Origin of the sequence: Nocardia brasiliensis (assembly GCF_042691675.1) — a bacterium.
In the GTDB taxonomy this organism is placed as follows: Bacteria; Actinomycetota; Actinomycetes; order Mycobacteriales; family Mycobacteriaceae; genus Nocardia; species Nocardia brasiliensis_D.
Genome location: NZ_CP170507.1, coordinates 173,715 through 193,920, shown reverse-complemented (window position 1 = coordinate 193,920; position 20,206 = coordinate 173,715). Strand labels below are relative to the sequence as shown.

Below are 20,206 nucleotides of genomic sequence, written 5' to 3'. Positions count from 1 at the left end.
CTCGGAGGCTGCCATGATGGATCGCGATGTCCCCCTCCAATCGTGCACCCAAGCCCGAGCCGTCGAGCCGGCTACCCAAGCGCGGTATGCCGTCGCGCACCGGTTCGGTGCGGCGTGTGTACGACACGGTTCGAGGCGTATTCACCGGCGACACGGCCCTGCCCGCGCCGACCCTGCGCTGGGGGCTATTGCTGGTGGCCGCGGGCGCGGTGATCGCCGCCTTGGTGACGCTGTTCGTGACCGGGTTCGAAACCGACAAGAAACTCGAGGCGCACAATCCCGGCTCGCCGAGTGCGCCGGTGGTCGACAAGGAATTCGGCACCGCGGTCAAGGGTGACTGTCTGAGCTGGTCCAAACCGGATCACTCCGATCTGGTCAAAGTGCGTTGCGACAGCAAGCACATGTTCGAGGTCGCGGCGGATGTCGACATGAGCAAGTACCCGGGCAAGGAATTCGGGCCCGGGTCCCGGTTCCCCGACTCGCTGCGGCTCACCGAGCTGAAGGAAGAGCACTGCGTCCCCGCGGTGCAGCAGTACCTGGGCGGAAAGTTCGATCCGCGTGGGCGCTACATCGTCGGGTTGATGTATCCGAGCCCCGATGGGTGGCAGCACGGCGACCGCACCCTGCGCTGCGGATTGCAGTACGCGGCGAGCGCGGGCACGCCGCCCTCGGTGGGCAGCGCCGCCGAACATGATCAGTCGAAGGTGTACGGGCCCGGTGTGTGCCTCGGCATCAACCAGAACCTGCCCACCGACCCGGTGGATTGCGCGCAGGCGCACGCGGTCGAGATCGTGTCCACCATCGACCTGAGCCAGCGGTTCCAGGGCGGGCCGCCCGCGAAGGAGGAGCAGGACAAGTTCGTCGAGGAAGAATGCGCGCGGACCGCGGCGGATTATCTCGGCGGGCCGGACGTGGTGCGTAACAAGACGCTGACGCTGTTCTTCGACTATCTGGACGCGCGAAGCTGGCTGGCGGGTAGCCGCAAACTGGACTGCATGATCGGAAAGGGGGCGGACCGGGAAGGGTTCGCGCCGATCACCGGTTCCGCACGGGGCGACATCCTGATCAACGGCCAGGCGCCGGTGCCGCCGCCGAACACCGGTCGTTCGACACCGACTCCGCTGCCCGGTGCGGCGCCGCTGCCGCCGCAGCCCCAGCCGAGGTAGACCGCGACGATGTCGGTCTCCATGTCCGAGGACCGGTTCGAGGAATTGGTCGGCGATGCGCTCGATCAGATTCCGCCGGAGCTGGCGCAGGCCATCGATAATGTCGTGGTGCTGATCGAACCGAGCAATCCGAAAGATCCACATTTGCTCGGGCTGTATCACGGAATCGCACTAACCGAACGCGACAGCCACTACGGCGGGGCGCTGCCGGACACCGTGACGATCTATCGCGATGCCATCCTCGCCATCTGCGCGGACGAGAGCGAAGTGGTGGAAGAGGTGGCAATCACCGTGATCCATGAGATCGCACACTATTTCGGGATTGACGAAGACCGTCTACATCAGCTGGGATGGGGCTAGTCTTTACTCCAGCTGTATGAGTGCGGTTGCAGTTGGGGTGAGACCGGAAGAAACTTGGGGATTCGATGGAACCGATGGCCTGGCTGTCGCGTCCTATCACTCGAAGGGGGAATTCTCGTGGTTCCGCCCCATAGCCGCCACTAGAAGGAGTCGAGTCATGGTTGGCCACGTCCTAGTACAACCCGAAGTCGTCCTTGCTGCTGCCGCCGAGCTGGATCTACTCGCCGAACGGCTCGCCGCCGCCGCCGCGGTGACCGCACCCGCGACGCACGTCGTTCCGTCCGGCATCGATGAGGTTTCGTTGCATGCCGCGAACCATCTCAACAGGGCCGCCATGACGCACGACCAGGCGGTTGCTCAGGGGATCCTGGAACTGCACCACGCCGCCGCAACGCTGCGCAGCCAACTCATCACCCACGTCGGGGAGGATGTCGTCCGGGCTACCGGCATCAACGCCGTCGGCTCGACAATCGTTTAACGCCTGCGGGCATAGCAAAAAACAAGCAAGGGGAGAAAGCATGACCGCAGGAATCACCGGGGTGTTCTGGCTGCCCCGTCTGGCAGAGGGAAATTCCATCGCGCTGAACTCGGGCGCGCACGCCGTGCCGATCTCGGCCGCCGCCACCGCGTGGGGCGGGCTGACCGCGGCCTGGGTCGACGCCACCGCGACCGTTGCCCGCGTCATGGCGGAGCTGGGTGTCGGCATGCAGGGCATCAACGGCATCTCGGCGCTGTCCAAGCTCACCGGGTTCATCGGCTGGGCCGAGCAGCAGGGCGTGATGGCGGCCACCATGGGTTCCAAGGCGGCGTCCAACGCGATCGCGTACACCGTTGCCTCGCTGGCCATGCCGAGCCTCCCGGAGATCGCGGCCGTGAATGCGGCGCGGGTCGCGGCGCACTCGACCGGCGGCGTGCTGAACGGCACCTCGGAAATCGCCGAGGCGGCCAAGGCCGCGCTCGACCTGCGCGCCGCGCTGACCATGGAGACCTACGAGGCGGCGACCAGCGCGATGGTGTTGACGCCCGGCGAGTTCGTCAACCCGCCCACGATCGCCAAAGGCGCGGGCACCGCTGATGCGGGTCAGGCCGACCAGACGTTCCAGAGCGCCAACGCCGATCCGGTGCAGTCCGCGATTGCGGCGGCAGGTGCGTTCGTGAACAACCCCGCCGTGGTCGGCGCCGCGACGCAGGCGGCGAATATCGCGGGTTCGGTGGCGACCACCGGTGTGTCCACGGTGGGCACCATCGGTTCGCAGGCGGTCGCGGCCGTCACCTCCGCGGCGGCACCCGGAATCACCAGTGCCGCACCGGCTGCCATGGTCGGCGGTGCGGGCCTCGCGTCAGCGGCCGCGTCGGCGGCAACGCGGTCCGCGTCGTTCGGCCCCGGCGCCTCGGTGTCGGTCGGCAACGGCTCGCTCAAACTTCCCGACGGCTGGGGCGCCGGGACGCCGGGCGGCGCACCCGCCGCCGCTCCGGTCGTGGAGAACGTCTCGGTCAACCAGTCCGGTGCGGCACCGGTGCGTGGCACCAGCACGCCGGGTAGTCCGTTGCTGGGCAACCAGATTCGCGACGAAGACGACGAGTCCGAGCACAAGAGTCAGGACTACCTGCGCTCGACCGAGCACTTCAACGACGGCCGCTACGCCGCCGACGGTGTGATCGGCGCGGACCCCATCGGGACGGCTAAGTGACGGTGCTGGGTGCGGGCCGCGGCCCGTCGATGCTCGCGTCGGTTGTGCTGTCGCTCGACGAGATGCAGTTTCTCTTGGAGAAGCTGGAGATCGACGAGGTGCCCGTCGTGCTGGACGCACGCGGGCAATACGACAACGTGACCGATCACGATGCCGCGATGGCCGTGGCCGCTCAGTCACTCATCGATCGGGAACTGCTGATCGGTGATGTGGTCCATCAGGAACTCGAAGACCGCCTGCGCGCGCTGTACCGACCACACTGGGTGGTCGCACTACGGCTGTTCGTGGACGGTCACGCGAGCCGCATGTGTCTCGCGAAGGGCGACGATCTTGTCACCGTCGCCCTGCGCGGGCCGCAGTCCTACGTGATCGACGAAGCCGAGGACGACCTGCCCGGCCCGTTGATCGCGGCACTCGGCCCAGCCGAACCACTCGACCTGACCGGCATGAACGCGCCGACCGAGCAACTGGTCCCGATCTTCGACGACACCGGTGACGCGGCCGCCACCGCCACCCGGCTGGCCAAGGTCGGCACCCCACCGCGCGACGCGCAAACCCTTGCCTCGGCCATGGTGCAGATCCACTCACACGCCGAGATCGTCGGCGTGGTGTACGGCGACGGCACCCGCGACGTCACCGACAACCACATCGCCGTGTTCAACACGCGTGCGGGACGCTTCATCGCCACCGCCAGCAAGTCCGACGACGGCGTGAAGTGGACGTCCCTCAGCACCGGAACGACGGCGCGGTTGCGAACGGCGTTGCAGGACTTGATCAGTGGTTTGCCGGAGCGGGAAGAGTTTCCGCGTAAGCCTGAACAGGTTTAGCAACGGCCTCGGCCCCACCGAGGAGTTACAGCTAGAAACCGTCACTTCGGTTGCCGAGTTGCGCGGGACACAGCCGGGCCCGGCACCCGACGTGCCCAGCATTGTCGGGGATTGATTGCCAGCTCAGAGTGTTGTGTGGTGGGGCGGGATGGGTTGGGTGCTAGCCCATGGGGTCGTCGGAGGTGGGGGCTACGTCGTAGCCGAAGGGTGGGGTGAAGCGGCCCCAGCGGGTGCAGTCCCAGGTGCCGTCGGGGAGGGGGACCAGTTCGATGGTTTCGGTGTTGTCGAGGTGGTTGTTGGTGGTGAAGGGCGGGAGCACGTCGGCGAGGAAGCGGGAGACGAGGCGCATGGCGGCGCCGTGGTTGACCAGCAGGACGTCGCCGGTGCTCGACTCGGGGGCGAGGTAGGTGTCGCGGAGTTCTTCGATGACGGGCAGGAAACGGTCGAGCACGTCTTGGCCGGATTCGCCGCCGGGGATCCGCTGGTCCAGGTCGCCGTTGTGCCAGGCCCGGTAGACCCGCTGGAAGTAGGCGTGGGCCGCTTCGCTGTGCTGGCCTTCCAGGTCGCCGACCTGCACCTCGTGCAGGTTATCGAGCACGGTGGCGGGCACGCCGGTTGCGGCCTCGATGTAGGAGGCGGTCTGCCGGGCCCGCAGCGCGGCTGAGCAGAACAGGACCCGCGGCGGGTTGATCAGCGTTTCGCCGAACGTCTTCGCTTGTGCCGCACCGCGTTCGGTGAGCGGCAAGCCAGGAACTTGGGTGTCGAGGAGTTTCGCGACGTTGCCTTCGGTCTCCCCGTGCCGGACGAGAACCAACTTGCCCGGGCCGATTTTTCCCTCGGTCACAGGTCCGCTACCCCCTTTCGAAGCTGGGTCAGCCACTCCGCGGCGGCTTCGTCCGATGGCGGGGGCGTGCCGGTCGCCGAGGTCGCGGGCCACGAGCCGAGGAAGCGAATCCTAGCGGTGCGATGCAATGCCTTGAGCGCCTCGGCGACCGCGGTGTCGTCGATGTGCCCCACGCAGTCGAGATAGAAGCGATACGTGCCCATGCCCGTGCGGGTGGGCCGGGATTCGATCCTGGTCAAATCGATGCCGCGGGTAGCGAACTCGGCGAAGGCGCGCATCAGGGAGCCCGGCTCGTTCGGCAACTCCAGCACGATCGACGTGCGATCCGCACCGGTCGCCGGTGGTGCCACGCGCGGTCGAGTGACCAGCACGAAACGGGTGATCGCCTGCTCGTGGTCGGCCACACCGGAGGCCAACACCGCCAGCCCGAGCCGCGCACCGGCCAACGCCGTGGAAACCGCGGCATCGGCCTTGCCGGCCGCCACATCCTCGGCCGCCGCGGCATTCGACGCCGAGGTGTAGGGCTGCACGTGCGGCAGTTCCCGCGACACCCACTCCCGCACCTGGGCGGCGGCCACCGGGTAGGCGGCCAGCGTGCGCACATCGGCCAGGCTGGTGCCGGGGCGACCCAGAATCGTGAAGGTCACCTCCAGTTCGGTCTCCGCCACGATCTGCAGGCGCTGGCCGACGGCAAGGGAATCGAGGGTCGCGGAGATCGAGCCCTCGACCGAACTCTCGATCGGCACCACCGCCCCCTCGACGTCTCCGGACCGGATCAGTTCGAGCGCCGCACCTTGACTGGGCGCGGCAACTCGCTCGACGGCCCCTTCGAAGGCCCCCGAGGATTCGAGTTCGGCAAGGGCCATCTCGGTGAAGGTTCCGGAGGGCCCGAAGTACGCGATTCGCGGCACGGTTACGACCTTACTTGCGTCCGCGACCGGCGCCCCCGGTATTCACCCGCCTCCCCCGCTCCACCCTACTTTTCAGCGGCCGCAGTTTGCTTTCGGCCCGCTGACGAACCTGTACCCGGCGGCGGCATCGCCTAGCCGACTGGCGCTTTGGCGCGGCCCGAACTCACTCGGCCGCTGGCAGCCACCAACCCCCACGGGGGCGGCCGTAAGTACCGCACGGTGGCGGCGTCGGCCGGAAGTCGCCATGGTGTGCCACTCGGGCTAGCTGTGGGCTAGTGGGCTCAAACCACGAGTCAGTTCGTCCATGTTCTCGGTTTCGATCGCGAGGAGGACGGTGCGGAGTGCTTCTATCGCAGGCGGTTTCAGGGAGTTCAGGAAGGCGATGTCGGGGGTGGTGAGGGCGGTGTGGATGTCTTCGCCGCAGAGGGCGGCGGCGGTGGCGGCGACGATGGCCAGGGCGCGCTCGCCTGAGGAGGTGCGGGCGACGAAACCGGTGTCGGCGTGGACGATGCCTGCGAGGAAGTCTGCGATGTGCTGGTCCGGCGCGTCGGCGTCGAGGATCGTCGCGGAATCGCTGGTTGGGGGGCGCAGGAGGCCATCGACGATGCTGCGCCGGGCGGGGGTCGTCAACGTTATGAGTACCGGTTCTCCGGCCGGTTCCGCTCCGTGCGCCACCGATCCACCGTAACAACCGGAGGTGGTGTGGAGTTCAGCCGTGCAACGGGCGGCGAATTCTCAGGTTCAAGGTGGCGTGAACGCTTGCGCATGTTCTTCTCGTCACTTAGCTTAGGGTAACCTAATTGAGCGCCGAGCGAGGCGAACACAGCCCGACCACGGAGGTTTGTATGCCGCGTCCGACACCGACCGTCGCACCGTCCACCGCTGAGCGGGTGCGCAGTGCGTGCGCGCACGCGGAACAGGCGGTGCTCGCGCTGCCCGGCATCGATCCGACGCCCGTCTCGGTGCATCACGTGCGCCAGTGCGGTGACGCGGTGATCGCGGTGCCGACCACGTCGGTGGCGGCGATCGTGACCGGGAATTCCCCGGACGCGGGCGCACCGGCGGTCCTGGAGCTCACCGACCACGCGCCGCTGCCGTTGCGCGAACCGGTGCGCGCGTTGGTGTGGCTGCGCGGCTGGGTGCGGGCGGTACCGGCACAGGCGCAGCGGGCGCTGGCCGGCGAGGTCGCCAAGGAGAATCCGGATCCCGCCCTGCTCGACGTGGGGCACACGGCGACCCTGCTGCGGCTGGTGATCAACTCCGCGGTGGTCGCCGACTCGACCGGCGCCGAATCGGTGAGCATCGACGAACTGCGGTCGGCTCAGCCGGATCCGTTCTGCACCTTGGAATCCGCCTGGTTGCAGCACATGGATGCGGACCACGCGGACGTCGTCGCGCAATTGGCCCGCCACCTGCCGCCGCGCCTCCAGCACGGCATCGTGCACCCGCTCGCCATCGACCGCTACGGCCTCACCCTGCGCATCGAAGGCCGCGACGGCGACCACGACTTCCGCCTCCCGTTCAACACCCCCGCCGACGACATCGAATCCCTCAGCCGCGCAGTGCGCCTGCTGGCCGGATGCCCCTTCCTCAACGGCCTACGCCGCATCTGACACGCTCCAGAACTGGTGGTTCCCGCTCCGGCGATGATGTCACCGCAGATGAACGGCCCGCGCCACACCTGAGGGGCACGGCGGATTTTCAGCACTCCGCGGGTGGTGCGCGTGGTGGAGACGAGCAGGGGCAATAGATTCGAGCGCATGCGTGGTGAGTCCGGGGCTGAGCGGGGCGAGGCCGAGGTGACGGAGCGGGAGCGGTTCGGGATCAAGCTCGAGATCGCGGTCGTGCTGGCGGTCACGTTCGGGTTGAGCGGGCTCAATGCGGCGCTGTCGTTGGTGGAGAGTGCGCTGGCGCCGGGTGGGGTGGGCGGGCGCACGGTCGCGCTGAATCCGTCACGGTCGACGCAGTCCACCATCGATCTGCTGTTCCAGTTGCTCAGTGTGGCGAGGCTGGTCGGATGGGCGGCGCTCGGTCTGTATCTGTTGTGGCGCAGCGGAATCGGACCACGGCTGATCGGCCTCGCGGCGCGACTCGGCTGGCGGGCGGACGTTCTGCCCGGACTGATTCTCGCGGCGATCATCGGCCTGCCGGGTCTCGGTCTGTACCTGATCGCACACGCCATGGGGGTGAGCGTGACGATCGTGCCCGCGTCGCTCGGCGACCACTGGTGGCGGTTGCCCGCCCTGATCCTGTCCGCCTGCGCGAACGCGGTGGCCGAGGAAATCATCGTGGTCGCGTACCTGATCACCCGGCTGCGCAAGCTCGGCTGGTCGGAGAACTCGTCGCTGGTCGCGTCGGCTCTGCTGCGCGGAAGCTACCACCTCTACCAGGGGCTCGGGGGCGGTCTCGGAAACCTGGTGATGGGCTTGATCTTCGGCCGCTACTGGCAGCGCACGAACAAACTGTGGCCGCTGATCCTCGCCCACGCCACCATCGACACGGTCGCTTACCTCGGATATACCGCCCTGCGCGGACACGTGTCCTGGCTTCCGTAACTCCTATCCCCAAAGGGGTAGCAGTCGACTGACCGCCCCAGCGAAACCGGCCCTTGCCGGTGATATCGGCCGGTGACGCGACCAGTGCCTGCACGCACCCTGGCGGCAGGCGATCTGTCACCCCTAGGCATATCGGCGGTGCCCCAACAAGGCAGTGTCGACAAACACATCGACGCGTGGGTACAGCCGCTCACCTGCACTGATAGCCGATAGGCGACCACCGGCAAATCCCCGTGACACAACTGTTCCCCGCCGCGCGATAACAGCGCCGCAGCACAGGCGAATTCATAGAGAGTGCTCCGACGGATGGGCACCGACCGGCGCGCACGGCATTCGGCGTACGCATGGCAAATGGGGATGACGGACCGTGACGGATCCGTCGCAGGAGCACCCCGAACGACGACTGATAAGTAGAGTCTCAGTGATGAATGGCGACGACCCCCAGCACCGCGCGCGCATGCGCCGGGTGCCGCCGCCCGGCCCGCCGCCGATGCAGCGTCCCGGGCCGCACCGGGCCGGGCCGCCCGGTGACCCCCAGTCGCCGTACATCGAGCCGACTCAGGTGCTGCGCCGTCGCGGCCCACAGCCCCCGCTCGCGTACTCGCAGGTCCCGCCGGAAAACGTCGCCGCGCGCAGGCCGCCACCGCTCGACAAACCACGGCAGACCCACGCGCCGACGCAACAGCCGGTCCCCTATCGCGAGGGCCCGCCACCTCAGCAGCGACGACCGTCGCGGGGTGCCCCACCTCCGCCGCCGCCCGGTCCCCCGCGCGGCGAACGTCCGGCCCGTGCCCCGCGGCCGCGCCGCAAGCGCCACTATTTCCGCTGGTTCCTGGTCTTGCTACTGGTACTCGTGCTGGCCGCGGTCGGTGCGGTCATCCAACTCGATCGCTCGCTGAGCCGCATCCCCGCGCTGGCGAATTACGCCGAACGCATCGGCGATACGCCGGGCACCAACTGGCTGCTCGTCGGTTCGGACGGCCGCGCGGGACTGACTCCGGAGCAGGAACAGGAACTCGCCACCGGCGGCGAGGTCGGTCCCGAACGCACCGACACGATCATGCTGGTGCACGTCCCGAAATCGGGTAAGACCACGCTGGTCAGCCTGCCGCGCGACTCGTACGTCAGCATTCCCGGCAACGGCAGGGACAAGCTCAACGCCGCGTTCGCCATCGGCGGGCCGCAACTGCTGGTGCAGACCGTCGAGATCGCGACCGGCGTACACATCGACCATTACGCGCAGATCGGCTTCAGCGGTTTCGCCGGTGTCGTCGACGCGCTCGGCGGCATCGATGTCTGTCTGCCGGCTCCCATCGACGATCCGCTGGCCGGGATCAACCTGCCCGCAGGCTGCCAGAAGCTGAGTGGACCCGAGGCGCTCGGCTTCGTCCGCACCCGCGCGACCGCGCTCGCCGACCTGGATCGGGTGAACAATCAGCGCATCTTCATGGCCGCCCTGGTGAAGAAAGCGACCAGCACCGCGACTTTGGTGAACCCGTTCAAGCTGTGGCCGCTGGCTACCGGAACGGTGAAATCGCTGAAGGTCGACAAGGGCGACCACATCTGGCATCTGGCGCAGCTCGGCTGGGCGCTGCGCGGTGACACGGTGGCGACAACGGTGCCGATCGGCGGATTCGACGACACCGCCAGCGGCAACGTGCTGGTGTGGGACAAGAACAAGGCAAGCCAGTTCTTCGACGCACTCGCTTCGGACCGACCGATTCCGGAGGACCTGCTGACGAGGTAGCGTCGGTCACATGCCGGACACCGATGCTCAGCCGTTCCCCCGTCTGCTGCGCGCACAGATTCGTCACGGATTCACCGCCGCCCAGCAGTATCTGGCGGCCGCCGTGTACTTCGACTCGAATCGGTTGCCGCAGTTGGCGAAACACTGCTACGACAAGTCGGGCGAGCAGCGCGGACACGCCTTACGGATGGTCCAGTATCTGCTCGACCGCGACCTCGACGTGCAGATCGCCGGGTTGGACGAAATCCAGTCGACCTTCGAATCTCCCCGTGCCGCAATAGCTTTCCTGCTGGAGACCGAGCAGAACCGGAGCAAGCAGATCACCGGTCTCGCGCGCGCGGCCCGCGAATCGAACGACTACCTCGGCGAGCGCTTCATCCAATGGTTCCTGAAGGAACAGGTCGAAGACGTCGCCCGGATGACCACCGTGCTGGCCGTGATCGAGCGCTCGGCAGGCAACCTGTTCGACGTCGAGGACTTCCTCGCGCGGGAACTTCGCGCCCCGCGGCGCATCGACAACGCAACCCCGAGAATGGCTGGGGCGGCGAAGAATTAATTAGGCAATACTAGCCTCAATAAGGTTGCACTTGGATGACAGGCGCCTTGACCAGCGCTAATGTCACCTTTATGTCCAGCCATCCGGAGTCCCCACGCAGCAAATTCCACAGCCTGCTCCACGATCAGATCAGGCATGAATTCAATGCCGAGCATCAATACATCGCCATCGCGGTGTGGTTCGACAATGCGGACCTGCCCCAGTTGGCCAAGCGTTTCTATGCGCAGGCGGTCGAAGAACGTAACCACGCGATGATGATCGTGCAGTACTTCCTCGACCGGGATATCAGTGTCGAACTTTCCGGCATCGACGCGGCAAAATCCAAGTTCGAGAATGTGCGCGAGCCGATCGCACTCGCCCTCGCCCAGGAGAAGACGGTCACCGACCAGATCATCCAGCTGGCCAGCACCGCCCGCGAAGAAGGCGACTACCTGGGCGAACAGTTCATGCAGTGGTTCCTGAAGGAGCAGGTCGAGGAGGTCGCCAACATGACCACCCTGCTCACCATTGCCGATCGCGCCGGTTCCAACCTGTTCGATCTGGAAGAGTTCATCGCCCGGGAAATGAGTGGTCCCAGCGATACTTCCGGTGCCCCGTCGACAGCGGGCGGATCCATCTGATCGACCTTGCCGATGGCAGCAAACAGGCCCAGCTCTGTGATGAGCTGGGCCTGCTGCCGTTTATGGAAGTGCGCTTACTTGGCACTCATCGAGCTGAACAGTGATGTAAGCATCGCGAGCAGATCGGTCACGGTTTCCTCTTCCCTCGACGGTGGGTGAGACTGCCCTCACCCGCACCAGCTGTGGTGTCGCAGAGAACCTAGCCGAGCCGGGATTCGTGAGAAGTATTTTTCGCGAAATCCATCCGGGGAATTCTGCGCTCAGCGCAGGGTCACCTGACGCGACCGAAGGCCGTCCCGCGAGCGACGCTCGTCGGCGGTCAACGGCGCGTCCGAGGCGAGCGCCTCGGCCAGCCGGACGCCGAACTCCTTGGCGGGCTGGGTCCACTCCTCGGCGTGCTGTTCCGGATCCAGGTCGAAGACCGGGACCAGCACACCGTGCGTGCGGAACGAGCCCGCGAACCGGGAACCCTCGCCGAGGTGCAGGCCACCGGCGGCGTGCAGGCGGGCCAGCGCCAGCATCAGGTCGTCCTCGTTTTCCGGACGGACCCAACGGATGTGCGCCTTCTCGCCCGCGTCCACCCACCACGCGGCGCCGACCGAATCCGGTCCGAGCGCGAGCCGCGCCGAGGGCATGATCGCCTGCTTGGCCTGCTCGATGGTCGCCGCGACCTGCGGGTCGGGTTGCACGCCCTCGGGCACCCACCAGTCGAAGTCCTGATGCACCGTGAGATCCAGCTCCGCGCCCGCATCGATCACGTCGGCCAGCCGGGGGCCGCCCGCCACGCTCTCCACCGAGGACAGCGAGTCGCCGGGTTCGGCGGACTGCGTCCACAGAATGGCGGCGGCGAGGTCGGCGCCCGGGTCGGCGCCCTGGAACTGCATCTGCGCGCCGACGAAGCCACTCGGCTGATCGCCCGCCCGCACCAGCGCGGCCACCGCCCCCGGAAGCACCGTCGCGAGCACGACCTGGCGCTCGGCCGCGACACCGGGCGCCAGCTTCAGCTCTGCGGTGGCCGACGGCACGAATTCGCGCAGCGCGACCAGATCGCACTCCGCGGCCAGCCCCTCGAAGGGACGCGAAACGGATTGGGCCGCCTGCTCCAGCGCCGCCTTCCGCTCGGCGAGACGCTGTGCCCGGTTCCCTCCGGGCTTAGGACTATTGCGCTTGCTCTTACCCACGGGGGGTCAACCTACATGGTGTGCTCGGCGGCACACCGCGCGCCACGGCGCCGAACCCGGCCGAAGGCTACTGCGAGGCAAGGTGACCGAGCGCGAACTCAGGCGGCGTCGAGCAGCGCCTTGGTGCGGCCCGGGTGATTCGTGGCGACCCAGCTGACGCCGAGGTCGGCGCACAGGCGTACGTCGTCGGGATCGTCCACGGTCCAGCAGTAGGTGGCGCGGCCCGCGGCGGCCGCCTTGTCGACCAGTTCGGGATGATCGCGCAGAGTCTTCACCGACGGACCGACAGCGGTGGCACCGACCGTTGTCGCGGCGCCGCCACCGAGGTATCGCGATGATTCACCGAGCAGCACCGTCGGCAGCAGCGGCGCGGCGCGGCGGATCCGCCAGACCGCGGTGGCCGCGAAAGACATGACCACCGCACGGGAGTGGTCGGCCGAGGCGGGAGTGGCGATGCCGAACCGCTGCAGTTCGGCGAGCAGCTTGTTCTCCACCAGCGCGCCGTAGCGGACCGGATGTTTGGTCTCGATGAACAGCTTGGTCGGTCGGCTGCGCCAGTCGAGCACCAGCGTGATCAGTTCGCTGAGGGTGAGCACTTTGGCGTGCTCGCCGTCCGCGCCGAAGTCGAGGTCCTCGAGTTCGTCCAGCGTCATCTCGCTGACCAGCCCGGTGCCGGAGGACGTCCGGTCGACGGTGCGGTCGTGCACGCACACCAGGTGCCCGTCCCTGGTCAGCCGGACGTCGCATTCGACACCGTCCGCGCCCTCCTGTAGCGCCAATTCATATGCGGCGAGCGTGTGTTCGGGGCGCGCCGCCGAAGCACCTCGGTGCGCCACGACGAACGGTGCGCGACTGCCCTGGCTCACTTGGCCATAACCTCCTCGTGCTCACGGTCCACTGCACCGTTGGAATCATCCGTGGTCCGCGCCTGCTCGCTATCCGCGCGCGCCGCCCGACCACCGGGCTGCACCGGCTCGATCACCGGCACGGGCGGATCGACGGCGATCAACCAGCGCCGCGCGATCCTGCCGCGGCCGAGCACGTCTCGCTCTTCGATCGCGCGCATCATGGCGAGGGTGAGCAGCGCGACCGCGGCGGCGACCAGGTCGGTGAACGCGGTGAACAGCACCCCGTCGGCCTTGACCTGCAACGAATCCGCGGTCCGCCACAGCAGCGCGGCCACCGCGACCACGCCGCCGAACACCCAGGCGCCCCACCAGATCCGGATCGCCCGCAGCGCCCGCGGATCACCGCGGTCGGCGACGATCTCGGTCAGGAACACCCCGGGCCACACCAGGTTGACCACCGGCACCAGAGAACCGAGCACGAGTGCCCGCACCGATCGCGGATCATCGCGACCGATCTTCCGGAAAGCGACCCGGCGCGTCTCGATCAGCCAGCCGACCACCGCCAGCGCGGTCACCAGCGCCAGCAACAGGGCGAGCAGCGCGGCTCCGACGACCAGTGCGTCGGAGCCGATCAGCACGGCGGGATGGATCAGCCGCGTGCGGTTGCGCAGCAGGAGCAGATAGCGCAGTAACTCGGCTACGGCGGCGACCGCGAAAACCGCGGCGGTGGCGATCAGCAGCCTGGACGTCCAGTTGGTCAGTCTGCCGAGCGGACGAGGAGCCTCGGCGGCGGGTCGGGGCGGCGGGTCGAGCAGTCCCCAGCGCGGAATCTGGGTGTAGCGCGGAGTTTCGCGGCCGACGGCAGGCCGCGGGCCGACCGGGGACCTGCGCGCACGATGGTCGGGCCGCCGCGCCACCCAGCAGTAGTTGCGCCGTTCGGCGGGGGCGTCGATGGGCGCGGGCGACAGCAATACGCCACGGCAGCGCGGGCACCAGTGCATCGGGCTCGACTGCACGGCCCAGCGCGCGCCACAACGCGCACAAGGTTGTACGACCGTGCTCACCGTGCCTCCTTTGCGGCGTTCGCTAGTAGATCTTCGCCTGCTGGCTGCCGTCCGCGATCAGCGGGCGTCCCGCCTGCTGCCACGCAACCATGCCACCGCGGACCTGAATCGCGTCGAAGCCGATGTGCGTAAGGTATTCGACCACCTGGAGGGAACGGCCGCCTTGCCGGCAGATGACGTACAGATCGACGTCGTAGTCCAGCTCGTCCACCCGGGCGGGCACGTCGACCATCGGGATGTGCATCGCGCCCGGCGCGTGTCCGAGCTGCCATTCGTCGTCCTCGCGCACGTCGAGCAGGATCGCCCGCGCGGTGTCGGCCGTGGTCGGCTCGCTGCTGTCGAATTCGCTCGGCACCGCGTCCACCGGGACCGAAGGAACATGGGGGCTCGTCACAGTTTCGATCCTGCCATGGGCGCCGGGGTGGGGTGCAGTTCCGGCCGGTGGTCCTGGCTTCGGCGGCTCGACATCGAGCCGGTACTTCAGGTATGTTCTGCGTCCCGGAACCCTGATCGACGCCCCGCTCAGGGTCGGCATGTGCATATCTCCGACAGAGTTATCCACATAATCCACAACTTCATCCACAGGCTGCAGCTATCGGACAGCGCACCATTTTCAGGGTTTGACTATCAAAGTTACCCACCCGCTAACGGCATCCCGTGCCCCGCACCCGTTTTAAGGCTAGCTAACAGGCCGCAGGCAGATTTCCGGCGTGATCATGCGGCGCGAACGACCGATCCGGGACTCCCCTCCATCCATCCCGGAGCGGTCATTCGCCGCCGACCTCGAAACTCGCGGTGGTAGCGGGTTCCGATACCTACTTGGACGGCGCTGGGTCCCAATCGGTTCCATATAAAACGAGAACACTAGCGAAAAACTGAAATACTGGGCTCCACCGGTAGCTGTCGGTAGCCTGTGCCCATGAACGTGAGCAGGGGGCTACTCGACGGAATGGATACGGCCGGCCTCAATGTCGCCCTGTCCGAGGCCACGTGCCTCGGTCTGGAGGTCGACGCGGCGGCCGGGCAACTACGACTCGACCTGGAGGTGCTGACGCTTCCGGAGAACGGAACGCCCACCGAGGACCGCCGGGTCCAGGTCACCTTCACCGGGGTCGGCCGCGTCGCGGCGTCCCTGCGCATGCAGAACTGGGACGATATCGAGCCGCAGGTCCTGCCCCTGCAACTGGACGGCCTCGACGAGGCGATCCGCAGCTTCGGCGGCGGCCGGCTACACGGCTGGGAGTTCGTCGATATCGATGACAGCGGCTGGGCACTGTGGAGCGAGCTGCTCAGCTTCGACACCGAGTTCGACGAGCACATCTGCGCGCACGTACTGGAGTTCTCCCAGGAAGAGGGCATCGACCCGCGCGAACTCGACGTTCGCGTCTGGTTCGACAACGTGCTCATTCACGACTCGAAGGGGCGGGAGATCTCGCTGACGGAGTTCATCGCGGGCGGGGCGCGCTGGTGGGCGGCGCACGACGCCGGCGATCCGCGGGCAACTCGGCCCGGGGTCGCACCACCACTCTGAGCACGGACACCGATACCGCACAGCCCGGGCCCTCCCGGATGTGCGGTATTTCTGTGTCAGGCGCCCAAGCCGACCGGGCAGCTAACCCCGGTCGCATGTACCGGACAGTAGCCACCGGGGTTCTTGGCCAGGTACTGCTGGTGATAACCCTCGGCGTAGTAGAACGCCGAAAGATCGGGCAGCCCGGTGATTTCGGTGGTGATCTCGCCGTACCCGGCCTCGGCGAGCCGCTGGCCGTACGCGGTCGCGGTGCGGCGGGCGATCTCGGCCTGCTCGGCGTCGAGGGTGAAGATGGCCGAGCGGTACTGGGTCCCCCGGTCGTTGCCCTGCCGCATGCCCTGGGTCGGGTCGTGGTTCTCCCAGAAGTGCCGCAGCACGCCCGGGTAGTCGATCACGGCGGGATCGAAGACGATCAGCACGGATTCGGTGTGGCCGGTCTGGCCGCTACACACCTCTTCGTAGGTCGGGTTCGGCGTGTAGCCACCGACATACCCGACCGCGGTCGTGTAGACGCCGTCGAGCTGCCAGAATTCCTGCTCCGCGCCCCAGAAACAGCCCATCGCCAGCACCGCGACCCGCATGCGTTCGGGGAAAGGGGGATGGATCGAATGGCCGTTGACGTAGTGGGTATCCGGAACCAGGATCGGTTCTGCCCGGCCGGGTAGCGCTCGATCCCGCGCAACCATGACGGGCTCGGGGAGACGCAACCGCCCCACTAGTTCGTCGTACCACGACATGGTTCGATGCTACGCGTGAGGTTCGCGCCGGTGCCGAGGAAAGTTGGTGCGACGGCGCACCACCCACCAGGGTGAGCGCCCGCGCCGGAATGCGGGGGCATCAGGCCCGGTTGGAACCGAGCGGGTGTACGAATGATGGTTGGGTGTGCTCGAGACGGGCGCACACAGCCCGACATAGGAAGGGACATCGTGGCTGAGTACACGCTGCCAGATCTGGATTACGACTACAGCGCCCTGGAGCCCCACATCTCCGGGCAGATCAACGAGCTGCATCATTCCAAGCACCACGCCGCTTACGTCGCAGGCGCGAACACCGCACTCGAGAAGCTGGAAGCCGCGCGCGAGAGCGGCGACCACGGCGCCATTTTCCTGTACGAGAAGAACCTGGCCTTCCACCTCGGTGGGCACGTCAACCACTCCATCTGGTGGAAGAACCTGTCCCCCAACGGTGGCGACAAGCCGGTCGGCGACCTCGCCGCGGCGATCGACGACCAGTTCGGTTCGTTCGACAAGTTCCGCGCCCAGTTCACCGCCGCGGCCAACGGCCTGCAGGGCTCCGGCTGGGCGGTGCTCGGCTACGACACCCTCGGCCAGAAGCTGCTGACCTTCCAGCTGTACGACCAGCAGGCCAACGTCCCGCTGGGCATCATCCCGCTGCTGCAGGTCGACATGTGGGAGCATGCCTTCTACCTGCAGTACAAGAACGTCAAGGCGGATTACGTCACGGCGTTCTGGAATGTCGTCAACTGGGAAGACGTGCAGGATCGCTTCCAGCGCGCCGTCGGCCAGGGCAAGGGCCTGATCTTCGGCTGAGCTCCCCAGGGCTGAACGGGCCCGCGCTCCCCTTCCGCGATTCGGCGGTTCGGGGGCGCGGGCCCGTCGCATATCTACGGCTCGTGCTCGATATCCCGACTCGGTCGGGACACGCCCGGGCCGCAAACCGGTCTCGGGCCGTCCGCCCGACGATCCGCTGCGGGCCTGTGGGCAGGAACAACCGATAATCAGCCCATTTCCGCCGACCGACTGGCACTCTTTGGTACTTGTGTGCCAGGTGATTCGTGGTTCATTCTCGGAATCCACAGTTCGAGGACGGGCAACACCGCCCCCGGTTAACCCACGGGAGGCACGATGCGGACGAATGGACCGATCGGCATCACGCCGTTCCATGCCCGCGGCTCGCTGCGCGGCTTCGTCATCTCCGGCCGTTGGCCGGACACCACCAAGGAATGGGCGCAGGTGCTGGTGCTCGCCGTCCGGGTGGCCACGCTGCCCGGACTGCTGTCCACCTCGACGGTGTTCGGGGTGCGCGAAGAGCTGCCGGACGATCCCGAACCCGGCACGGTCGGCTTGGTGCTGGCCGAGGGAACCGTGCTCGGCGACGACGCGCTCGCGCCCGGTCGGTTTGCCGAACATGTGCCCGCAGCTCTACTGATGCTGCATCCACCCTCGGAAACCCGGCCGTCGCTGCCGGAATGCGCGGGTGCCGCATCCGGGTGCGTGCTGCTGCCCGGCGTGCCACATCTCGGTCTGGAGCACCGGGCCGCGTGGGCCGAGGCGGAATCCGACGGCACGGTCACCTCGCTGGTCAGCCGGGTGGGCCTGGACCCGATCAGCGACCCCGACACCGCGGTTCTGGCCATGCTGCTCGCCGCGTGAGGGTACCCGAAACTCTCTGCGTGGATCGCCAAACTTATTGTGCGCATTGCGATTTCGACAACACTCGGTTGGCACACCGAGCGCGGGCCAGGTAGAGTCGGTCGCAGCGAAGGGGAGTAGCCCCCAATTGCGCAGTCGACATACTGATCCGCCCCACCAGGGCCCGGGTCCGGCTGTGTGAACCGGAGCGATCCGGTGGGCGAGACCTTCGGCCGAGACAACTATTTCGTTGCCGGCCGGAGGCATACCCAGACTCCGACCGGCAGGCCGGAGACCCGGGAGCCGCACACATCATGATCGCCACTGTTTTGCTGAGTATCGGCATCGTCTTCCTCGCCGAGCTGGGCGACAAATCCCAGCTGATGGCGTTGACGTTCGCGCTGCGCTACCGGTGGTGGGTGGTGCTCGGCGGCATCGCGACCGCCACCGCCGCGGTGCATCTGATCTCGGTCGGTGTCGGCTATTTCCTCGGCTCCGCACTCCCGACTCGGACCATCTCGCTGGTCGCCGCACTCACCTTCCTGGCCGTCGGACTATGGACACTGCGCGAGCACTTCGGCGCGGACGACGAAGACCCCGCACCGAAAACATTGCGCGCGAGCACCGCGCCGTTCTTCGTGGTGCTGTCCGCCTTCCTGCTCGCCGAACTCGGTGACCGGACCATGTTCGCGACCGCCGCGCTGGCCACCGACTACAACTGGGTCGGCGTGTGGGTGGGCTCGACGATCGGCATGGTGATCGCCGACGCGCTGGCCATCGGCATCGGCATCCTGGTCGGCAAGCACCTGCCGGAACGGGCCATCGGCATCGGGTCGGGCCTGCTGTTCCTCTACTTCGGCGCCGCAACGCTGCTGTCGACCGCCGCACCTACGCTGAGTGGGCCGGTTGTGGCGGCGCTCGGCACCGTCGCACCTGCCCTGGGTGGGGCGGCACTGCTGCTCATCCGCGCGCTCCGGGCCGGGCGGCCGGAAGTACAGTCCCTCGGAGCACCGGACCGGCCGTCGTCGGTCGCGGCTGCTGGTTCGGAGCCTGGAGCTCGGCAGTAGCCCGCGCGGCAGCGTCGTTGGGCCCGGCTCCGCGACGACGCCCTTACGAGCACCGATGAATTCGACCAGCACCACGCGCTCGTCCCGCGGCCGACAACTGATCCACGGACCGCCGCTGTGAGCTTCGATCCAGGTGAGCGGGTTCTATTCGCCTGATCGGGTGCCACCACGATCAGGCCGGGTCGGTCAGCGCATCTCCGTACAGTTCCCCGCCCCGGCGCACCAGATTCAGCAGCGGTGCCCGCAGCGCGAGCAGACCCTCCAGATCATCTGCCGCGATCCGGCCGGTCACCATGGCGCTGATCGCGGCCGCCAGGGTCTGGCAGGCGAAGCGCTGCTCGTCCGACTTCGCACCGAGCACGTCGGCGATCAGGCCGACGAACAGTTCTTGCAGTTGCGCCCGGCGCGCGATGGCCGCCGACCCCACCGCGTACACCTCGACCAGGAACAGCCGTGCGCTGGCCGGATCGTCGACGAGGTGCTGGAGATAGGCCTGGAAGATCCGGTCCATCCTGGCCATGCTGTCCAGCTCGGGACCCTCGGGGTGCCGCGCCGCGTCGCCGGAGGCATCCGCGATGCGGCCGAGCAGGTTCTGCACGGCCCGCTCGTAGGCGGCCTCGAAACAGGCCTCCTTGGAACGGAATTGCTCGTAGAAGGTCTCCCTCGACACCCCGGCGCGTTTCAGGATCGCCGCGACCGACGTTCCGACATAACCGTTCTCCACCATCGCATCGGCCATCGCGATCAGGATGCGCTCGCGCTGCGAGGCGACCACTTGCTCGCGCGGCAGGCCGTGCCTACCACGCGGGAGTTGGCGTGCGCTGGTCGCCGATTCGGTCATTCGATGACTCCGGTACTCGGTCGGG

Annotated in this window: 23 protein-coding genes; 14 read left to right on the top strand and 9 right to left on the bottom strand. The window is 67.5% G+C overall.

Features of this window, described 5'->3' with window-relative positions:
* Positions 1 to 26: 26 nt before the first annotated feature.
* The 5 genes from ACFK0J_RS01150 (at position 27) to ACFK0J_RS01130 (ending at position 4,044) form a co-directional block, all read left to right on the top strand.
* Positions 27 to 1,166, top strand: coding sequence for a septum formation family protein (locus tag ACFK0J_RS01150; RefSeq protein ID WP_378735692.1), 1,140 nt, complete (start codon positions 27 to 29; stop codon positions 1,164 to 1,166).
* 9 nt (positions 1,167 to 1,175) lie between these two features.
* Entirely contained in the window at positions 1,176 to 1,526 is a 351-nt protein-coding gene (locus ACFK0J_RS01145) for a metallopeptidase family protein (protein WP_378735690.1), read from the top strand.
* 157 nt (positions 1,527 to 1,683) lie between these two features.
* Positions 1,684 to 2,004 (top strand): PE domain-containing protein, encoded by a 321-nt coding sequence (locus ACFK0J_RS01140; RefSeq protein ID WP_218472579.1) that lies wholly within the window; start codon positions 1,684 to 1,686, stop codon positions 2,002 to 2,004.
* A gap of 40 nt (positions 2,005 to 2,044) precedes the next feature.
* A complete protein-coding gene (locus ACFK0J_RS01135) occupies positions 2,045 to 3,217 on the top strand; it encodes a PPE domain-containing protein (RefSeq protein WP_378735688.1) in 1,173 nt (390 codons plus the stop codon).
* On the top strand, positions 3,214 to 4,044 hold the full coding sequence (locus ACFK0J_RS01130) for an ESX secretion-associated protein EspG (RefSeq protein ID WP_378735686.1): 831 nt from the start codon (positions 3,214 to 3,216) through the stop codon (positions 4,042 to 4,044). The genes ACFK0J_RS01135 and ACFK0J_RS01130 overlap by 4 nt, the downstream gene beginning before the upstream one ends.
* A 160-nt stretch (positions 4,045 to 4,204) precedes the next feature.
* Here the strand turns inward: ACFK0J_RS01130 and ACFK0J_RS01125 are convergent, their stop codons facing one another.
* From ACFK0J_RS01125 to ACFK0J_RS01115, 3 genes are all read right to left on the bottom strand, one after another.
* Positions 4,205 to 4,888 (bottom strand): histidine phosphatase family protein, encoded by a 684-nt coding sequence (locus ACFK0J_RS01125; RefSeq protein ID WP_378735684.1) that lies wholly within the window; start codon positions 4,886 to 4,888, stop codon positions 4,205 to 4,207.
* Entirely contained in the window at positions 4,885 to 5,799 is a 915-nt protein-coding gene (pheA, locus tag ACFK0J_RS01120) for a prephenate dehydratase (RefSeq protein ID WP_378735682.1), read from the bottom strand. Before pheA ends, ACFK0J_RS01125 begins: the two co-directional genes overlap by 4 nt.
* A 261-nt stretch (positions 5,800 to 6,060) precedes the next feature.
* Positions 6,061 to 6,474: a hypothetical protein gene (locus ACFK0J_RS01115; RefSeq protein WP_378735680.1), complete on the bottom strand. Its 414-nt coding sequence runs from the start codon at positions 6,472 to 6,474 to the stop codon at positions 6,061 to 6,063.
* A gap of 170 nt (positions 6,475 to 6,644) precedes the next feature.
* Between ACFK0J_RS01115 and ACFK0J_RS01110 the strand changes: the two genes are divergently transcribed.
* The 5 genes from ACFK0J_RS01110 (at position 6,645) to ACFK0J_RS01090 (ending at position 11,277) form a co-directional block, all read left to right on the top strand.
* Positions 6,645 to 7,412, top strand: coding sequence for a DUF2470 domain-containing protein (locus ACFK0J_RS01110; protein ID WP_378735678.1), 768 nt, complete (start codon positions 6,645 to 6,647; stop codon positions 7,410 to 7,412).
* 147 nt (positions 7,413 to 7,559) lie between these two features.
* Positions 7,560 to 8,354 carry a CPBP family intramembrane glutamic endopeptidase gene (locus tag ACFK0J_RS01105; protein WP_378735676.1) on the top strand — a complete coding sequence of 265 codons (795 nt, stop codon included), beginning with the start codon at positions 7,560 to 7,562 and terminating at the stop codon, positions 8,352 to 8,354.
* A 424-nt stretch (positions 8,355 to 8,778) separates the two neighbouring features.
* A complete protein-coding gene (locus ACFK0J_RS01100; RefSeq protein ID WP_378735674.1) occupies positions 8,779 to 10,101 on the top strand; it encodes an LCP family protein in 1,323 nt (440 codons plus the stop codon).
* Between the two features lie 10 nt (positions 10,102 to 10,111).
* Positions 10,112 to 10,657 carry a ferritin gene (locus ACFK0J_RS01095; RefSeq protein ID WP_378735672.1) on the top strand — a complete coding sequence of 182 codons (546 nt, stop codon included), beginning with the start codon at positions 10,112 to 10,114 and terminating at the stop codon, positions 10,655 to 10,657.
* Positions 10,658 to 10,728: 71 nt separating this feature from the next.
* Complete coding sequence (locus ACFK0J_RS01090; RefSeq protein ID WP_378735670.1) at positions 10,729 to 11,277, top strand: ferritin; 549 nt, start codon at positions 10,729 to 10,731, stop codon at positions 11,275 to 11,277.
* A gap of 260 nt (positions 11,278 to 11,537) precedes the next feature.
* Here the strand turns inward: ACFK0J_RS01090 and ACFK0J_RS01085 are convergent, their stop codons facing one another.
* The 4 genes from ACFK0J_RS01085 to ACFK0J_RS01070 all read right to left on the bottom strand — a co-directional run bounded on the left by ACFK0J_RS01085 (position 11,538) and on the right by ACFK0J_RS01070 (position 14,764).
* On the bottom strand, positions 11,538 to 12,458 hold the full coding sequence (locus ACFK0J_RS01085) for a DUF5926 family protein (protein WP_378735668.1): 921 nt from the start codon (positions 12,456 to 12,458) through the stop codon (positions 11,538 to 11,540).
* Positions 12,459 to 12,556: 98 nt separating this feature from the next.
* Positions 12,557 to 13,324 carry a glycerophosphodiester phosphodiesterase gene (locus tag ACFK0J_RS01080; RefSeq protein WP_378735666.1) on the bottom strand — a complete coding sequence of 256 codons (768 nt, stop codon included), beginning with the start codon at positions 13,322 to 13,324 and terminating at the stop codon, positions 12,557 to 12,559.
* Positions 13,321 to 14,370 (bottom strand): DUF4328 domain-containing protein, encoded by a 1,050-nt coding sequence (locus ACFK0J_RS01075; RefSeq protein WP_378735664.1) that lies wholly within the window; start codon positions 14,368 to 14,370, stop codon positions 13,321 to 13,323. The genes ACFK0J_RS01080 and ACFK0J_RS01075 overlap by 4 nt, the downstream gene beginning before the upstream one ends.
* Positions 14,371 to 14,392: 22 nt before the next feature.
* Positions 14,393 to 14,764 (bottom strand): rhodanese-like domain-containing protein, encoded by a 372-nt coding sequence (locus tag ACFK0J_RS01070; RefSeq protein WP_378735662.1) that lies wholly within the window; start codon positions 14,762 to 14,764, stop codon positions 14,393 to 14,395.
* Between the two features lie 525 nt (positions 14,765 to 15,289).
* Here ACFK0J_RS01070 and ACFK0J_RS01065 point away from each other — a divergent pair.
* Positions 15,290 to 15,901, top strand: coding sequence for a hypothetical protein (locus tag ACFK0J_RS01065; RefSeq protein ID WP_378735660.1), 612 nt, complete (start codon positions 15,290 to 15,292; stop codon positions 15,899 to 15,901).
* A 56-nt stretch (positions 15,902 to 15,957) separates the two neighbouring features.
* Here ACFK0J_RS01065 and msrA read toward each other — a convergent pair whose 3' ends face one another.
* Positions 15,958 to 16,638, bottom strand: coding sequence for a peptide-methionine (S)-S-oxide reductase MsrA (gene msrA / locus ACFK0J_RS01060; protein ID WP_378735658.1), 681 nt, complete (start codon positions 16,636 to 16,638; stop codon positions 15,958 to 15,960).
* Between the two features lie 189 nt (positions 16,639 to 16,827).
* Here msrA and ACFK0J_RS01055 point away from each other — a divergent pair, with 189 nt between their 5' ends.
* The 3 genes from ACFK0J_RS01055 (at position 16,828) to ACFK0J_RS01045 (ending at position 19,340) form a co-directional block, all read left to right on the top strand.
* On the top strand, positions 16,828 to 17,451 hold the full coding sequence (locus tag ACFK0J_RS01055; RefSeq protein WP_218472564.1) for a superoxide dismutase: 624 nt from the start codon (positions 16,828 to 16,830) through the stop codon (positions 17,449 to 17,451).
* Between the two features lie 315 nt (positions 17,452 to 17,766).
* The gene (locus tag ACFK0J_RS01050) at positions 17,767 to 18,294 is read left to right on the top strand and encodes a peptidase (RefSeq protein WP_378735656.1); all 528 of its coding nucleotides are present in this window, start codon (positions 17,767 to 17,769) and stop codon (positions 18,292 to 18,294) included.
* Positions 18,295 to 18,587: 293 nt separating this feature from the next.
* Positions 18,588 to 19,340: a TMEM165/GDT1 family protein gene (locus ACFK0J_RS01045; RefSeq protein WP_378735653.1), complete on the top strand. Its 753-nt coding sequence runs from the start codon at positions 18,588 to 18,590 to the stop codon at positions 19,338 to 19,340.
* Positions 19,341 to 19,512: 172 nt separating this feature from the next.
* Here the strand turns inward: ACFK0J_RS01045 and ACFK0J_RS01040 are convergent, their stop codons facing one another.
* Positions 19,513 to 20,181: a TetR/AcrR family transcriptional regulator gene (locus tag ACFK0J_RS01040; RefSeq protein WP_378735651.1), complete on the bottom strand. Its 669-nt coding sequence runs from the start codon at positions 20,179 to 20,181 to the stop codon at positions 19,513 to 19,515.
* Positions 20,182 to 20,206 lie beyond the last annotated feature (25 nt).

Bases quoted from the DNA above. Each gene is read 5' to 3' on its own strand.
- ACFK0J_RS01150 (WP_378735692.1), top strand. From the start codon at position 27: ATGTCCCCCTCCAATCGTGCACCCAAGCCCGAGCCGTCGAGCCGGCTA.
- ACFK0J_RS01145 (WP_378735690.1), top strand. From the start codon at position 1,176: ATGTCGGTCTCCATGTCCGAGGACCGGTTCGAGGAATTGGTCGGCGAT.
- ACFK0J_RS01140 (WP_218472579.1), top strand. From the start codon at position 1,684: ATGGTTGGCCACGTCCTAGTACAACCCGAAGTCGTCCTTGCTGCTGCC.
- ACFK0J_RS01135 (WP_378735688.1), top strand. From the start codon at position 2,045: ATGACCGCAGGAATCACCGGGGTGTTCTGGCTGCCCCGTCTGGCAGAG.
- ACFK0J_RS01110 (WP_378735678.1), top strand. From the start codon at position 6,645: ATGCCGCGTCCGACACCGACCGTCGCACCGTCCACCGCTGAGCGGGTG.
- ACFK0J_RS01105 (WP_378735676.1), top strand. From the start codon at position 7,560: ATGCGTGGTGAGTCCGGGGCTGAGCGGGGCGAGGCCGAGGTGACGGAG.
- ACFK0J_RS01100 (WP_378735674.1), top strand. From the start codon at position 8,779: ATGAATGGCGACGACCCCCAGCACCGCGCGCGCATGCGCCGGGTGCCG.
- ACFK0J_RS01095 (WP_378735672.1), top strand. From the start codon at position 10,112: ATGCCGGACACCGATGCTCAGCCGTTCCCCCGTCTGCTGCGCGCACAG.
- ACFK0J_RS01090 (WP_378735670.1), top strand. From the start codon at position 10,729: ATGTCCAGCCATCCGGAGTCCCCACGCAGCAAATTCCACAGCCTGCTC.
- ACFK0J_RS01065 (WP_378735660.1), top strand. From the start codon at position 15,290: ATGAACGTGAGCAGGGGGCTACTCGACGGAATGGATACGGCCGGCCTC.
- msrA (WP_378735658.1), bottom strand. From the start codon at position 16,638: ATGTCGTGGTACGACGAACTAGTGGGGCGGTTGCGTCTCCCCGAGCCC.
- ACFK0J_RS01050 (WP_378735656.1), top strand. From the start codon at position 17,767: ATGCGGACGAATGGACCGATCGGCATCACGCCGTTCCATGCCCGCGGC.
- ACFK0J_RS01045 (WP_378735653.1), top strand. From the start codon at position 18,588: ATGATCGCCACTGTTTTGCTGAGTATCGGCATCGTCTTCCTCGCCGAG.
- ACFK0J_RS01040 (WP_378735651.1), bottom strand. From the start codon at position 20,181: ATGACCGAATCGGCGACCAGCGCACGCCAACTCCCGCGTGGTAGGCAC.